The organism is Pseudomonas sp. Larv2_ips (assembly GCF_963879675.1).
GTDB lineage: Bacteria > Pseudomonadota > Gammaproteobacteria > Pseudomonadales > Pseudomonadaceae > Aquipseudomonas.
On record NZ_CAWOAW010000027.1, the window covers coordinates 1393765 to 1408497 of the forward strand.

Consider the following 14733-nt stretch of genomic DNA (forward strand, 5'->3'; position numbering starts at 1 on the left):
TAAGAAATGACCTCGATGTGGCGCACCAGTGGCTGGGTTCTTGTGGGGAGTGCGCTGATCCTGGCGTTGTCGTTGGGCGTGCGGCACGGCTTTGGTCTGTTCCTGACGCCGATGAGCATGGAATTTGGCTGGGGCCGTGAGACCTTTGCCTTCGCCATCGCCCTGCAAAACCTGATCTGGGGCCTGGCACAGCCGTTTACCGGCGCCTTGGCCGACCGCTTCGGCGCGACCAAGGCGGTGTTTGTCGGTGGGGTGCTGTACGCCGTGGGGCTGGTGTTGATGGGCATGTCGGATTCGGCGTGGTCGCTGTCGCTCAGTGCGGGTTTGCTGATTGGGATTGGCCTGTCGGGCACTTCGTTCTCGGTGATTCTCGGTGTGGTCGGCCGCGCAGTGCCGCCGGAAAAACGCAGCATGGCCATGGGCATTGCCAGCGCCGCAGGTTCGTTCGGCCAGTTTGCGATGGTGCCGGGCACTTTGGGCCTGATCGGCTGGCTGGGCTGGTCGGCCGCCTTGTTGGCGTTGGGCCTGATGGTGGCGCTGATCCTGCCGTTGGTGGCGATGCTCAAGGACAAACCGCTGCCGGCGATGGTCGGCCAGCAAACCCTGCGTGAAGCTCTGAAAGAGGCCTGCTCGCACTCCGGCTTCTGGCTGCTGGCCTTCGGCTTTTTTGTCTGCGGTTTCCAGGTGGTGTTTATCGGCGTGCACTTGCCGGCGTACCTGGTGGACCAGCATCTGCCGGCCACGGTGGGTACCACGGTGCTGGCGTTGATCGGCCTGTTTAACGTGTTTGGTACCTACACCGCTGGCTGGCTCGGCGGGCGCATGTCCAAGCCGCGTTTGCTCACCGCCCTGTACCTGTTGCGCGCGGTGGTGATTGTGCTGTTCCTGTGGGCGCCGGTGACCGAAGTCACGGCCTACCTGTTCGGCATGGCCATGGGCTTTTTGTGGCTGTCCACCGTGCCGCTGACAAACGGCACTGTCGCGACGCTGTTCGGCGTGCGAAACCTCTCGATGCTCGGTGGGATTGTGTTTCTGTTCCACCAACTCGGTTCGTTCCTCGGGGGCTGGCTGGGCGGGGTGGTCTATGATCGAACCGGCAACTACGATTTGATCTGGCAGGTGGCGATTCTGTTGAGCCTGCTCGCTGCGGCCCTCAACTGGCCGGTGCGCGAGCGGCCGGTGGCGCGCTTGCAGGCGCAGATGGAGGCGGCATGAGTTTGACGGCAAGAGGGTTGGTGATCTCGGCAGGCCTGGTGCTGTTGCTGCTGGCCTGGTGGGGCTGGCAGCATGGCGGGCTGGCATTGATGCAACTGGGTATGTCGATCTGTTAAGTTCTGTGTCTGATCTGACTCAAGGACTTTCGACATGCTGATGCGCTGGCTCGCTGTACCCGTCCTGATGGCTGTAGGCAGTGTGGCCATGGCCGCCAGCTGCCCGCCCTTGCTGGAGGGGCAATTGCCCAAGTTGCGGGCCAAGGAATCCATCGATTTGTGCCAGCGCTTTGCCGGCAAACCCCTGGTCATCGTCAATACCGCGAGCTTCTGTGGTTTCGCGCCGCAATTCAAGGGCCTCGAAGCGTTGTATCAGCGCTACAAAGGGCAGGGGCTTGAAGTGATCGGCGTGCCGTCCGATGACTTCAAGCAGGAAGCCAAGACCGGTGAAGAGACCGCCAAAGTCTGCTACGTGAATTACGGCGTGACCTTCACGATGACCGAGCCGCAGACGGTCAAGGGGCCCGATGCGGTGCACCTGTTCAAGATTCTGGCGCAGCAGACCAGCGCGCCGAAGTGGAACTTCTATAAGTACGTGGTGGATCGCCAGGGTAAGGTGATTGCCAACTTTTCCAGTTTGACCAAGCCGGACAGCCCGGACCTGATCAAGGCGGTGGAGGCTGCACTGGCCTCGAAGCCGTGATCGCAGGTCATTAAAAAGCCCCGCCTCCTGTGCAGGAGAGCGGGGCTTTTTTATACGCGTTGGATCAGAACTTGTACGTCACGCCCAGGCCGAAGCCGTTGGCGCTGTTTTCGTACTTGGCGCTGTAGGACGAACCCAGCGCGTTGGCCTTGTTGACCTTGACTGGCTCTTCCTTCAGGTAGGAGTAAGCCACGTCGACGATCATGTTCGGCATTACTTCGTAGCCCAGGCCAACACTGAAAATGGTCCGGTCGCCGGTAGGGATGCGTGGCGAACGGTCAGTGTTGTTGGTTGGCGACTGGTCGAAAGTCAGGCCGGTACGCAGTACCACTTGTTTGGTGACTTGGTACGAAGTACCCAAGGCATAGGCCCAGGTGTCATGCCAGTTCTGTGGCTCGCTGATGGTACCCACGATCTGCGGAGCGGCCAGGCCGCCAGCTCGGGTAACGCCCTGGTTGTCGACAGTGATGTCTTTCAGGCGGCTCCAGCGAGTCCAGGTGGAACCGGCGTAGAGTTTCCAGGCATCGCTCAGGTCCTGTGTCACGGACAGGTCGTAAGACTCTGGCGTATCAATGCTCAACGACGCATCGTAGCGGCCGCTTGCCAGCAGTGGAGCCGTCGGGGTCGGTGCCGTGACTTCGGTGTGGCCATCAAGCTTGTAGCTGACTTTGGAGTGGTAAGTCAGGCCCACGCGCGTGGTATCGGTGGCTTGTACCAGCACGCCGACGTTGAAGCCAACAGCCGTATCGTCACCTTTGATTGTGACGTTGCTATTCGGGACGGCAGGGTTGGTCGACAGGGCCAGCTCCGATTCCAGCTTGCCGGAAATACGGTTGATGGTCGGGCCGAAACCGATGGAAACCCGGTCGTTGAAGGCGTAGCTGACGGTTGGCTGCAAGGTGATAACCGACACTTTGCTGTAGCTGCCGAACGAGCGACCCTGGAAGCCCCTCTCATAATCGGTCACCAGGCCGAAAGGTGCATAGACACCAACGCCGACGGCCCACTGATCATTGAGTTTGTTGGTGTAGAAACCAAACGGGACCGCCGTGAATGGCACCATGTCGCCTTTGTTGCTGCCGAAAGAACGGCCGCTGGCGTTTTTGATGTCAGTCGAGGCATCGATAGCGGCAACACCACCCGTAATCTGCTGGCCTTCGAGGCGAGCCATACCGGCAGGGTTACCGTAGACAGTGCTGGCGTTATCGGCAGAAGAAGAGCGGCCTGCGAAACCCGTACCCATTCCGGCGACGTCTTGTTCGTTCAGGGCAAAGCCGCTTGCGAACAGTTGGGAGGATGCCATGGCAACGGTGAGGCTAAGTGTGGTCTTGAGCATTACTTTTTTCATTATTAGAACTCCGTGGTGATCACCGCTGCGGAAAGTAACAATAAATTTAAGTTAGCGCTATAGGCTGTAATGTCGGAGATAGAGCGGTTTTGTAGGACAATCCGACCAGATTCGAAGGTTTTAGCCGAATCTTGCAAAACGCCTGATCAACATATGGCCTGATTCATGGGTAAAACACAGGTTTGCCAGGCTTGGGTGAAATCCCGCAGCCGACCTTGAGGGTGAAATATTTCTTTCCAGATACGCGCCATGGCCAGTACGTCACCCGGTGGCGGCAGGGCAGGACGATGCTGTTCTACCAGCAGCCAGGCGATGGCGGTGGCGTAGCGCAGGTTGACCGTCAGCTCCAGCTGGGGCGCGCTGAGGAAGGCATGTTGACTGGCCAGCCCACGTACCAGGCTGGCGCGCTCGGGGTCCTGGGCGAGGTAGTCGTCCCACAGCGCGCGATGACGAGGTTCGGTGATGCTGTACAGGCCGTGGCCGCGCCGATCATGCAGGGCGGAGCCGAGTTCCGATTGGCTGGCGGCAATGCCCAGCAACAGGGATTCGGCTGTCGGGTTATGGCGGCCGAGGTAAATCAACGTCGGCCTGATCACATAACGACACAATTCGCTGGCGGCGATACCCATACGAGCCTCAGTCCATGAAAGTGGTCGACGAAGCCTGAGAGGGGAGCTTGGCAGCAGTGAATCGGACCTCAGGCTCGTCGCAAGCGGATCATGCCGCTTGAGTTGAAGTGTAGTGTCATATTTGTGATGTAAAGGACTGTTTTTAAAACATCTTCTTCATTTAGTTATAACGTTTATACCTATTCGAACTTAGTGCAAGTACTCAAAAGCCGAATTTTGGGCAATAAAAAACCCTGCGTTTCAAGCAGGGTTTTTTGGGTTTCAGCGACTCGGGTCGATCAGGCAATCAATGCCTGACGGGTACGCTCGATCACGGCCTGCAGCGGCTCTGCGCTGGAGTATTGATCGGGGTACAGGCGTTCGCTGTGACGAGCGATGCCGTGTTCGTTGACCAGGGTGAAGCTGAAGCAGCCTTTGCGAGCGGCCATGATCAGGCAGTTCATTGGTGCAAAAGCGTTGGTGAGGGTGCGAATGGCATCCTGAGTGTGGATTTGAGCGGACATATTATTGGTGTTCCTACAAATGACACGGTTAAGAACCGTGCAACGTTAAAACGTTCCAGTAACGTTGATCACCATTGATCAAACGAAGAACCCGACTGGAACAAAGCAGCCAGTTTGAAGCGCTAATAAGTTAGGCGCGCTTGGGCTGGCAGGTAGGTACTTAGGAGGGCAGGCAACACAACAGGGGCAAAGGTTCTGGGCCCGGGGTGAAGATCCTGATCAATTTGCAGGCTGGTTCGGTCAGAGTATTGAAACTTCGCGACACCCTTTGCTTGTTCAAAGGCAGTGTCGTCGCAAGGAATACCTGGAAACCATCGAGGTGGTCGATCCCGTGTTGTTCAGGGGAGTTGTTCGACCAGAATTGACTTTCAGCTTGGTACTAACGCCGCGGATAGTAACGGATTGAAACACGGAAGGGAAGTGTGCTAGCCAAAAAACTTCATTCAACTGCCCAACAAACCGCGGTAGACCAGCACGGTAGCCGCCGCGGCCAGTGAGCAGCCGAGCCCGTAGGCCGCCAGGGTCAAGCGCCAGGACCGCCCGGTCTCGATCACGTTCATTACCTCGCGCATGTCGTTGATTCTGCCTTCACCCAACTCTATGCACAGCGTTACGGCAGTAAACGCGGCTGATACCAGGATGGCGATGGCAAACAGCGCACCGTCGGGGGAGGGCAGCGCGGCATTGACCGCCAATGAGGTTACACAGATGGCCAGCAGCAACACGGCGAATAAGAGGATTCCTTTCATCGAGCCTTAGGAGGTTGCGTGGGGGAGTCGGTCAGTGTGGCGAGCCGGCGCGGATTTGAAAAGTGCCTGGCTTGGCCTGTCGGTAACATTTTTCGGACGTGTCGAAGCAAAAAACCTCAGCCATATAACCAGTGGGTGGGTACTTGTGCACATTAGTTGCGGGGTATGTAACCAGTCTGTCTATGGCCTGGAAGCGCCGCCATTTGCCTGCAATGAAAATTTAAGTCAATGAAAAATATCGCTTTTTTTTATTGGTGAAAAAATCGTCAGTTTGACTGCGGCCCCCGTTCCATGGGCCTTTGCGCGCGTTAAAGGTGGGTTGTCCACTGAGTTATCCACAGCTTCTGTGGATTGTCCCAAGCGCTTGCTCTAGAACGGGCGTGCAGGGATTTTTCAGCTTTACCTGTAGGAAAAAAAGAGTAGAGTGGCGCGCCTTCCGTTCTGTCCCGCAGTGCTTTATGAAGTTTCGCTCAGTATCACCTTCTGTTACCGACACCCCTCAGACTGTTACCGCACCCAAGCGTTTCTCCTTGAAAGTTGCCTTGTGGCTGCTCGACAGCCCGCGCCTGGGGCACAGTACCAACGTCAAGCACTTCGCCGGGCGCTTGCTCAAGCAGCCGGCCCGTGAAGGTGTGGTTGCCGCGCAGAGTCGCCTGGGCCAGCTGATGTGCCGGGAGTGCGGCAATGCCCGCGACCGCCGCATCGGCCATGACCTGTTGCGCCTGGCCGCCCGTGCCGGCGACCGCCGCGCCCAGCGCGAACTGGGGCAGGTCGAAGACTGAGCTGTCCTCAAGCCCTAGGCTTGGTTAACCTTGCTCTTTTTCGGTGATGGCAGAAATGGCGATGGCTTTTGACTGGACCAGTATTGCCTTGGGCCTGGCTGGCGCTGCAGTGCCTTTATTGGCTGTGTGCTGGCAGATTCAACGGCGGCTGAGCGCGCGCATGACCGGCTGGGAACTGCTCGAAGAGCGCCTGGCCACCGCGCAATTGGCCCAGGAAGGGCTGGCCGCGCAACTCGACGCCAGCCGCGACGAGATCAGTGACTTGAGCCAGGCCAACGCCGCCAAACAAGCTGACCTGGCCGCCGTTCGCCGTGAAGTCGAGTTGCTCCAGATCGACCGCGATAACGCCCGCGACGCTGCCCACGCCTGGAATCTCGACCGCAGTGCCAAGGAAACCGAGCTGCGCCGCCTCGATGCGCTGTCCTCGGCGTTGCGCGCCGAACTGCGCGAACAACAGGAAAGCCATCAACAACGCCTTGCTGACCTGCAAGGCTCGCGGGACGAGCTGCGTGCGCAGTTCGCCGAGCTTGCCGGCAAGATCTTCGATGAACGTGAGCAACGGTTTGCCGAAACCAGCCAGGAGCGCCTGGGCCAGTTGCTCGACCCGCTCAAGGAACGCATCCAGTCGTTTGAAAAACGCGTGGAAGAAAGCTACCAGAATGAGGCGCGCGAGCGCTTCTCCCTGGCCAAGGAGCTTGAGCGCCTGCAGCAACTGAACCTGCGACTGTCAGACGAGGCCACCAACCTCACGCGCGCGCTCAAGGGCCAGAAAACCCAGGGCAACTGGGGCGAGCTGATTCTTGAGCGCGTGCTTGAGCATGCCGGTCTGGAGAAGGGCCGCGAGTATCAGACCCAGGTCAGCCTCAAAGGCCCGGACGGCGAGCGCTTCCAGCCGGACGTGTTGATCATGCTGCCCGGCGACAAGCAGGTGGTGGTCGACTCCAAGGTCAGCCTCACTGCCTATCAACAATACGTTGCAGCGGATGACGATGTGATCGGCCAGGCGGCGCTGAAACAGCACGTGCTGTCCCTGCGCAATCACGTCAAAGGCTTGGCCAGTAAGGATTACAAGCGCCTCGAAGGTCTGCACAGCCTGGATTTCGTGCTGTTGTTCGTGCCGATAGAAGCTGCGTTTTCCGCCGCGTTGCAGGCCGAGCCGAACCTGTTCCAGGAGGCGTTCGACCGCCATATCGTGATTGTCAGCCCCACCACCTTGCTGGCCACCCTGCGGGTGATCGACAGCCTGTGGAAGCAGGAACGCCAGAGCCAGAACGCGCGGGAAATTGCCGAGCGCGCCGGCTGGCTGTATGACAAGTTCGTACTGTTTATCCAGGACCTGGATGAAGTCGGCAACCGCCTGCAGCAGCTGGATAAGGCCTACAGCGCGGCGCGAAACAAGCTGACGGATGGCCGTGGAAATCTGGTCAGCCGAACCGAGCAGTTAAGGTTGCTGGGTGCGCGTGCGAGCAAAAGCTTGCCGGCGGACTTGCTCGAACGGGCGATGACCGACTCGGACGGCGTCGCACACTTACCGGAGTAGCACGCGGTCAATGTGGGAGCTGGCTTGCCTGCGATAGCTTTGGTGACTGATCCACTGCTATCGCAGGCAAGCCAGCTCCCACAGGGGGAATGAATTCGGTGATTCCTACAATGGCAAATGCCGACTGATCAATGCCCGCAACGCCGCAGGCTTCACCGGCTTGGCCAAATAATCCAGCCCTGCGGCATGCACCTCGGCCACCATTTCCGGGCGCCCATCGGCGCTGATCACCACCCCGGGAATCGGCTCCGCCAGTTGCGCGCGCAGCCAGCCCATCAACTCGGTGCCTGTCTCGCCGTGGTCCAGGTGGTAGTCCACCAGCGCCAGTTGCGGGCGCACGCCCTCGGCCAGCAACAGTGCACATTGCGCCTGGTCGGTAGCGGTCCACACCTCGCAACCCCAGCGCGTGAGCAGGCTGCGCATGCCGATCAGGATGCTTTCTTCATTGTCCACACACAGCACCTGGGCACCGCTCAACGGCAGCCCGTTATCCTGCGTAGTCTTCACCTTGGGGCTGCTCTGGTTACGCGCCAACGGCACACGCACGCTGAACACGCTGCCTTTACCCGGCCACGAACGCACGCTCAAACGATGGCCGAGCACTCGGCACAGGCCGTCGGCGATTGCCAGGCCCAGGCCCAGGCCTTTTTCGGCGCGGGTCTGGTGGCTGTCCAGGCGCTTGAACTCTTCGAAGATCACCTGTTGTTTATCCAGCGGGATGCCAGGGCCGCGATCCCACACTTCCAGGCACAGTTCGCCCTTGCGTCGGCGTACGCCAAGTAACACCGGGCCGTCGGCATAGCGGAATGCGTTAGTAAGAAAGTTCTGCAGGATCCGCCGCAGTAACTTGATGTCGCTGTCCACCCGCAGACGGCTGCCGCGCAGGCGAAAACGCAGGCCTTGCTCATGGGCCAGTGCCTTGAATTCTGCTCCCAGGGTGTCGAACAACTCGTTAAGGACGAAGGGCTGTCGCTGTGGATTGATCTTGCCGTTTTCCAGGCGCGAGATATCCAGCAGGTCGCTGATCAGGTCTTCGGCGGAGCGCAGCGAGCTGTCCAGGTGCTGTACCAACTGGCGGGCTTCGGCAGACAGGCCGTCGTTCTGGTGGGAGAGGGCGGCGGAGAACAATCGTGCCGCGTTCAACGGTTGCATCAGGTCGTGGCTCACTGCCGCCAGAAAGCGCGTCTTCGATTGGCTGGCGGATTCGGCCACGCCTTTGGCGTCGGTGAGCGCCACATTCAGTTGCGACAGTTCATGGGTGCGTTCGGTCACCCGTTGTTCCAGGCCCTCGTTGGCCTCGGTCAGGGCTTGTTCGGCTTCACGGAACGCGGTGATGTCGGTGAAGCTCATGACGAACCCGCCGCCGGGCATTGGGTTGCCGATCAGCTCGATCACGCGCCCATTCGGAAACAGGCGCTCGGACGTATGCGCACGGCCCTGGCGCATCCAGTGCAGGCGCCGCGCGACGTGCACTTCGGCTTCCCCTGGCCCGCACAGGCCGCGCTCGGCGTTGTAGCGAATGATGTCGGCAATCGGCCGGCCCACACTGATCAAACCGTCCGGGTAGTTGAACAGCTCCAGATAGCGCCGGTTCCAGGCCACCAGCTTCAGCGACTGGTCGACCACGCTGATGCCCTGGGTGATGTTTTCGATGGCGCCTTGCAGCAGCGCGCGGTTGAACTGCAGCACTTCGGAGGCTTCGTCGGCGATGCGTACGACGTCCTCCAGTTGCATTTCCCGCCCTTCAATTGCGGCTTTTACTACAGCGCGTGTCGAAGAGGCGCCGAGCACGCCCGCCAGCAGGCGTTCGGTATGGGCAATCCAATCGTTGTCGGCATTCTGGTTGGGGTTGAAGCCTTTGCCCTGGCGATAGGCGAAGCGGATAAAACTCTGCTGGGCACGTTCTTCACCGACAAAGCGCGCCGCCAGGCTGAGCAGGTCGCTGATCTGCACCGACAACATCGAGCGCGCGCTGGCGCGTTGGCTGATTTCCTGGCCGATAAAGCGTCCAGCCTGCCAATGTTCCGAGACCCGTGTGCGCGACAGCATCGAGACCCACACAAACAACGTGAAGTTACCCGCCAGCGAGAACACGGTGCCCAAGGTCAGCGAGGTCACGGAGAAGCCAAACGGGTGTGAATGCATCCACGTCAGCCCGGGGAAAAGGCTCAGCGACCAGCCCAGACTTTTCGCCGTGACCGGTAGGACCAACGTGTAGAACCACAAAAACGTGCCCGCCGCCAACCCAGCGAACACGCCGCGCCGGTTCGCCTGCTTCCAGTACAGCGCGCCCAGCATCGCCGGGGCCAGCTGGGTGACAGCCGCGAAGGCGATCTGGCCGATGGTCGCCAGGCTCGCGGTGGAGCCGAGCAGCCGGTAACTCACGTAGGCCAGCAGCAGGATGATCACAATGCTGACCCGGCGCACCGAGAGCATCCAGTGGCGGAACACTTCGAACGGCCGCTCGGCACTGGAGCGTCGCAGCAGCCATGGCAGCAACATGTCGTTGGACACCATGGTCGACAGGGCGATGCTGGCCACGATCACCATGCCGGTCGCCGCCGACGCGCCGCCAATAAACGCCAGCACGGCAAGGGCCGGGTGCGCCTCGGCCATGGGCAGGCTGATCACGTAGGAGTCCGGCAATACCGAGCCGGGCAGCAGCATTTTGCCGCCAAGCGCGATGGGGATGACGAACAGCGCGGCGAGGATCAGGTAGGCCGGGAACACCCACTTGGCCAGGCGTAAATCCTGCGGGTCGATGTTTTCCACGACGGTGACGTGAAACTGCCTGGGCAGGCAAATAATCGCCATCATCGCCACGCCGGTTTGCACCACCATCGACGGCCAGTTGATGGTTTCTTTCCAGTATTCCTCAAGGCGCGGGGCCAGCATCGCTTGGCTGAACAGGTCGCCGAAACCGTCATACAAGCCGTAGGTCACAAACGCGCCGACAGCGAGAAAGGCGAACAGCTTGACCAAGGATTCAAAGGCAATCGCCAGCACCATGCCACGGTGGTGCTCGGTGGCGTCAAGGTTGCGCGTACCAAACACGATGGTGAACAGCGCCAGCACCAGCGACACGATAAGGGCCGTGTCCTGGGCGCGCGTGCCAGTGGTGTCGGGGCCGGAGCCGATCAACAGGTTCACGCCCAGCACGATACCTTTGAGCTGCAGGGCGATGTAGGGCAACACGCCGACCAGGCAGATCAGCGCCACTACCACCGCCAGCGACTGGGATTTTCCGTAGCGCGCGGCGATAAAGTCGGCGATGGAGGTGATGTTTTCCTGCTTGCTGATCAGAATCATCTTCTGCAGCACCCAGGGTGCCAACACAAGCAGCAGTACCGGTCCTAGATAGATCGGTAAAAATGCCCACAGCTGTTCGGCGGCCTGGCCTACCGCACCGAAGAAGGTCCAACTGGTGCAGTAGACGGCCAGCGACAGGCTGTACACCCAGGCGCGTACTTTCGGCGGCAACGGCGCATGGCGACGGTCACCGTAAAAAGCGATGGCAAACATAATGGCCATATAGGCCAGGGCAACGGCGGCGATCAGCCCGCTGGACAGCGTCATGGTAACTCCGAGCATAAGAACACCCAGGCATTCCAGGCCCGGTGGGACAGTCTCGCATGATGCTTGGGGTTAGTCAGTGTCGACCAAGGTCGTGTGCAGGATCTGGCTTATGTAGCTGCTGGCAAGTGTGGGAGCTGGCTTGCCTGCGATTCAGGCGCTACGGTGTGACAGTTGCACCGTGGCGATGCTATCGCGGGCAAGCCCGGCTACCACCCAAGCCCGCGCCTACCGTTCGCGAGGCGGCAGGGTTTTCTGGCGCAGAATATAGACAGTCACGAGCACGGCACTGGTGAGCATAAAACCGCGTGCCCACGGCAGCGGCACCAGGTAGCAGGAGAAACCAATGCTCAGCCACATCAAGCCGAGTGCGTAGACCTTGCCCTTGAGCGGAATGCCATTGCCGTCCAGGTAGTCTTTGATCCACGGGCCCAGGCGCGGGTGTTCCACTAGCCAGTGGTAGAAACGCGGGGAGCTTCGAGCGAAGCAGGCGGCGGCGAGTAGCAGGAAGGGCGTGGTCGGCAGTACTGGAAGGAAGATGCCGATCACTCCCAGCGCCACGCTCAACCAGCCGATGGCCAGCAGTGCGTAACGCAGGAGTAGCGAGCGATTGCCCATGGGGGACACGGGCAAACGACTCAGTGGTGACGGGGCTTGAGGATCGCCGGTTTTTCGTCAGGGGCGTTGCACAACAGGTACAGGGCGGTCAGGGCTTCCGGGATCTGTACGATCATGTCGTCCATCAGGTTGGCGTCGGAAGCGATGTCGGAGAATTCCGGCTGGTCGTCGAACAGACCCGAACCGACCATGATCGGCAGCAGCATTTCGCTGACTTCTTCCTCGGCGGTTTCGAACCAGGCGGCTTCGCGCAGGAACACGCCTTCCATGAAACCGATGCACCAGCCGCGCAGGTCGGAGTCATCCGGGTCTTCGCCGAGGTCCAGCTCGCAAGGCAGCTCGAATTCCTCATCGGAAGCCAGTTGGCGACCGATGTGGGCCTTGAGGGCCAGCAGGGTGGATTCGATTTCTTCGCGTTGGGCGGCATCGGCGTAATGCGGCTCTTCAGCGAACAAGGCGTCGATCCACTCACGGTCCGGCACGATGTCGGAAGAGATCGACAGGGCGGTCAGGTAGCCGTGGGCGGCCACGTAGTCCAGCGCCTCGTCATGCAGCTCATCGGCGTCGAGGAAGGCTTGCAGGCGGGTTAGTTGCTCAGCGAAGGACATTACGGCATACCTTGGGAATAAACGATGCGCAATTCTAGGCTTTCTTGAGCCCCCAGGCCAGCTGCAAGGCATATTTGCCAGGTTTTAGATAGCAGTCGCTGTTCGTCAGTGGCGCCCTTTGCGGACCGACGCTCGGGTATACTGCCGCGTTTTGTGATGCCCCTGCAGGCCAAGCGCCAACCCGCGAAAACTTCGCTTACGGATTATTTCCCGTGAAGCCGGGGTTTTTCGGCCAGCCTGTACAGAGGGATTTCGGCACCATTTTGGAGTTTTACATGCTCGAGCAGGCTCAACGCGTCCTCAAGGACATCTTCGGCTACGACAGTTTTCGTGGCCGCCAGGGTGCGATCATTGAGCGCGTGGCCAGTGGCGGTGATGCCCTGGTGCTGATGCCTACCGGCGGCGGCAAGTCGTTGTGCTTCCAGGTGCCGGCGCTGTTGCGTAACGGCCTGGCCGTGGTGGTGTCGCCGCTGATCGCGTTGATGGACGACCAGGTCGCCACCCTTGAAGAGCTTGGTGTCGCCGCCGCCTCCTTGAACTCCACCCTCAGCGCCGAGCAGCAGCGCGACCTGGCCGCGCGCATCAAGCGCGGTGAAGTGAAGATGCTTTACCTGGCCCCTGAGCGTCTGGTGCAGCCGCGCATGCTGGCGTTTTTGCAGAGCCTGGAAATCGCCCTGTTCGCCATCGATGAAGCCCACTGCGTATCGCAATGGGGCCACGATTTTCGTCGCGAATATTTGCAGCTGGGCCAATTGGCGGAATTGTTTCCCGACGTCCCGCGCATCGCGTTGACGGCCACTGCCGACAAACGCACCCGTGAAGAAATCGTCGAGCGCCTGCATTTGCAGAACGCTGAGCGCTTCCTGTCGAGTTTCGACCGGCCGAACATCTTCTACCGCATTGTGCCCAAGGAGCAGCCGCGCAAGCAGTTGCTGGCGTTCCTGTCCGAGCGGCGCAGCGATGCGGGCATCGTCTATTGCCTGTCGCGCAAGAAGGTCGATGAAGTGGCCGCGTTCCTCTGCGAGCAAGGCTACCCGGCGCTGCCGTACCACGCGGGCCTGCCCAATGAAACGCGCTCTGCCCACCAGAAGCGCTTTCTCAATGAGGAAGGCCTGATCATGGTGGCGACCATCGCGTTCGGCATGGGTATCGACAAATCCAACGTGCGCTTTGTCGCGCACATGGACCTGCCCAAGTCCCTCGAGGCGTATTACCAGGAAACCGGTCGCGCCGGCCGTGATGGCCTGCCGGCGGATGCCTGGATGGTCTACGGCCTGCAAGACGTGGTGATGCTCAAGCAGATGCTGCAGAACTCCGAGGGCGACGAGCGTCACAAGCGACTGGAGCAACACAAGCTCGACGCGATGCTGTCGCTGTGTGAAGAGACGCGCTGCCGCCGCCAAACGCTGCTGGCGTACTTCGACGAAGACATGCCCGAGCCGTGCGGCCACTGCGACAACTGCGTGGACGGCGTGCAGACCTGGGACGCCACCGAGCCGGCGCGCCAGGCGTTGTCGGCCATCTATCGCACCGGCCAGCGTTACGGCGTGGGCCATCTGGTGGATGTGTTGCTGGGCAAGGACAACGAAAAAGTGCGCAGCTTCGGCCACGAAAAACTCTCGGTCTATGGCGTCGGCAAAGCCCGCGCTGAGGGCGAGTGGCGCTCACTGTTCCGCCAGATGGTCGCCCGCGGCCTGGTGGACATCGACCTGGAAGGGTATGGCGGCCTGCGCCTGAACGACAGTTGCCGGCCATTGCTCAAGGGCGAAGTGAGCCTGGAGCTGCGTCGCGACCTCAAACCGCAGACCACGGCCAAGAGCAGCACCAGCCAGGCCAGCCAGTTGGTCCGTGGCGAAGAGCGCGAGCAATGGGAAGCCTTGCGCACCCTGCGGCGCAAACTTGCGCAGGAACACAGCGTGCCGCCTTACGTTATTTTCCCCGACTCCACGTTGCTGGAGATGCTGCGCGAGCAGCCGACCACCATGGCCGAAATGGCCCGGGTCAGCGGCGTCGGCGCGCGCAAGCTGGAACGCTACGGGCAAGCCTTCCTCGAAGTGCTCGGCGGCCAGGCCGAGGCGCCGAAGGAAGTCGCCGATATTCGCCACGAATTGATCAGCCTGGCGCGTGCCGGCATGACCCCGATCCAGATTGCCGGCCAACTGCAATGTTCGGAAAAAAACGTCTATACCCTGCTGGCCGAATCCATCGGCAAGCAGCAGTTGTCGTTGGAGCAGGCCCTTGATTTGCCGGAAGATCTGCTCGGTGAAATCCAGGATGCATTCCTCGACGGAGAGGGCGAATTGCCACCGGTTGCGGAGATCGCGCCGCTGTTTACCGGCCGTGTGCCTGAAGGTGTTTTGTATTGCGTGCGGGCTGCTTTGCAGTCGGAATTCGAAATTTAGTGTGCCAATTGCGCCAATGTAACGAATCAGTACAGAGCGGCGCTTGCCTCCTGGCATGGCTCATGCT

The 14733-nt window shown here is 60.4% G+C and carries 12 protein-coding genes; 5 read left to right on the forward strand and 7 right to left on the reverse strand.

Annotation, left to right across the window (positions count from 1 at the left end; genetic code table 11):
• Positions 1-6: 6 nt before the first annotated feature.
• Positions 7-1215, forward strand: a complete 1209-nt coding sequence (locus AACV02_RS23265) for an MFS transporter (protein WP_106576422.1) — start codon at positions 7-9, stop codon at positions 1213-1215.
• A gap of 150 nt (positions 1216-1365) precedes the next feature.
• On the forward strand, positions 1366-1914 hold the full coding sequence (locus tag AACV02_RS23270; RefSeq protein ID WP_119742260.1) for a glutathione peroxidase: 549 nt from the start codon (positions 1366-1368) through the stop codon (positions 1912-1914).
• A gap of 64 nt (positions 1915-1978) precedes the next feature.
• Here AACV02_RS23270 and AACV02_RS23275 read toward each other — a convergent pair whose 3' ends face one another.
• From AACV02_RS23275 to AACV02_RS23290, 4 genes are all read right to left on the reverse strand, one after another.
• Positions 1979-3262 (reverse strand): OmpP1/FadL family transporter, encoded by a 1284-nt coding sequence (locus AACV02_RS23275; RefSeq protein ID WP_106576424.1) that lies wholly within the window; start codon positions 3260-3262, stop codon positions 1979-1981.
• A gap of 146 nt (positions 3263-3408) precedes the next feature.
• The gene (locus tag AACV02_RS23280) at positions 3409-3891 is read right to left on the reverse strand and encodes a hypothetical protein (RefSeq protein ID WP_106576425.1); all 483 of its coding nucleotides are present in this window, start codon (positions 3889-3891) and stop codon (positions 3409-3411) included.
• Positions 3892-4169: 278 nt separating this feature from the next.
• On the reverse strand, positions 4170-4394 hold the full coding sequence (locus AACV02_RS23285) for a hypothetical protein (protein WP_106576426.1): 225 nt from the start codon (positions 4392-4394) through the stop codon (positions 4170-4172).
• A 443-nt stretch (positions 4395-4837) separates the two neighbouring features.
• Entirely contained in the window at positions 4838-5143 is a 306-nt protein-coding gene (locus AACV02_RS23290; protein WP_119742262.1) for a hypothetical protein, read from the reverse strand.
• A gap of 458 nt (positions 5144-5601) precedes the next feature.
• On the opposite strand from AACV02_RS23290, the gene AACV02_RS23295 reads away from it, so the two are divergent.
• Positions 5602-5925, forward strand: a complete 324-nt coding sequence (locus AACV02_RS23295; protein ID WP_043293316.1) for a hypothetical protein — start codon at positions 5602-5604, stop codon at positions 5923-5925.
• 175 nt (positions 5926-6100) lie between these two features.
• A complete protein-coding gene (gene rmuC / locus AACV02_RS23300; protein ID WP_177413718.1) occupies positions 6101-7465 on the forward strand; it encodes a DNA recombination protein RmuC in 1365 nt (454 codons plus the stop codon).
• A gap of 105 nt (positions 7466-7570) precedes the next feature.
• Here the strand turns inward: rmuC and AACV02_RS23305 are convergent, their stop codons facing one another.
• The 3 genes from AACV02_RS23305 to AACV02_RS23315 all read right to left on the reverse strand — a co-directional run bounded on the left by AACV02_RS23305 (position 7571) and on the right by AACV02_RS23315 (position 12264).
• Positions 7571-11041: a hybrid sensor histidine kinase/response regulator gene (locus tag AACV02_RS23305; RefSeq protein WP_119742266.1), complete on the reverse strand. Its 3471-nt coding sequence runs from the start codon at positions 11039-11041 to the stop codon at positions 7571-7573.
• A gap of 225 nt (positions 11042-11266) precedes the next feature.
• The gene (locus tag AACV02_RS23310; protein ID WP_119742268.1) at positions 11267-11656 is read right to left on the reverse strand and encodes a YbaN family protein; all 390 of its coding nucleotides are present in this window, start codon (positions 11654-11656) and stop codon (positions 11267-11269) included.
• Positions 11657-11676: 20 nt separating this feature from the next.
• Complete coding sequence (locus tag AACV02_RS23315) at positions 11677-12264, reverse strand: UPF0149 family protein (protein ID WP_106576431.1); 588 nt, start codon at positions 12262-12264, stop codon at positions 11677-11679.
• A 275-nt stretch (positions 12265-12539) separates the two neighbouring features.
• On the opposite strand from AACV02_RS23315, the gene recQ reads away from it, so the two are divergent.
• Positions 12540-14666 carry a DNA helicase RecQ gene (gene recQ, locus AACV02_RS23320; protein WP_053258024.1) on the forward strand — a complete coding sequence of 709 codons (2127 nt, stop codon included), beginning with the start codon at positions 12540-12542 and terminating at the stop codon, positions 14664-14666.
• The last annotated feature ends 67 nt before the right edge of the window (positions 14667-14733 follow it).

Bases quoted from the DNA above. Each gene is read 5' to 3' on its own strand.
- AACV02_RS23275 (WP_106576424.1), bottom strand. From the start codon at position 3,262: ATGAAAAAAGTAATGCTCAAGACCACACTTAGCCTCACCGTTGCCATG.
- recQ (WP_053258024.1), top strand. From the start codon at position 12,540: ATGCTCGAGCAGGCTCAACGCGTCCTCAAGGACATCTTCGGCTACGAC.
- AACV02_RS23270 (WP_119742260.1), top strand. From the start codon at position 1,366: ATGCTGATGCGCTGGCTCGCTGTACCCGTCCTGATGGCTGTAGGCAGT.
- AACV02_RS23310 (WP_119742268.1), bottom strand. From the start codon at position 11,656: ATGGGCAATCGCTCGCTACTCCTGCGTTACGCACTGCTGGCCATCGGC.
- AACV02_RS23280 (WP_106576425.1), bottom strand. From the start codon at position 3,891: ATGGGTATCGCCGCCAGCGAATTGTGTCGTTATGTGATCAGGCCGACG.
- AACV02_RS23265 (WP_106576422.1), top strand. From the start codon at position 7: ATGACCTCGATGTGGCGCACCAGTGGCTGGGTTCTTGTGGGGAGTGCG.
- AACV02_RS23295 (WP_043293316.1), top strand. From the start codon at position 5,602: ATGAAGTTTCGCTCAGTATCACCTTCTGTTACCGACACCCCTCAGACT.
- AACV02_RS23305 (WP_119742266.1), bottom strand. From the start codon at position 11,041: ATGACGCTGTCCAGCGGGCTGATCGCCGCCGTTGCCCTGGCCTATATG.
- AACV02_RS23315 (WP_106576431.1), bottom strand. From the start codon at position 12,264: ATGTCCTTCGCTGAGCAACTAACCCGCCTGCAAGCCTTCCTCGACGCC.
- AACV02_RS23285 (WP_106576426.1), bottom strand. From the start codon at position 4,394: ATGTCCGCTCAAATCCACACTCAGGATGCCATTCGCACCCTCACCAAC.
- AACV02_RS23290 (WP_119742262.1), bottom strand. From the start codon at position 5,143: ATGAAAGGAATCCTCTTATTCGCCGTGTTGCTGCTGGCCATCTGTGTA.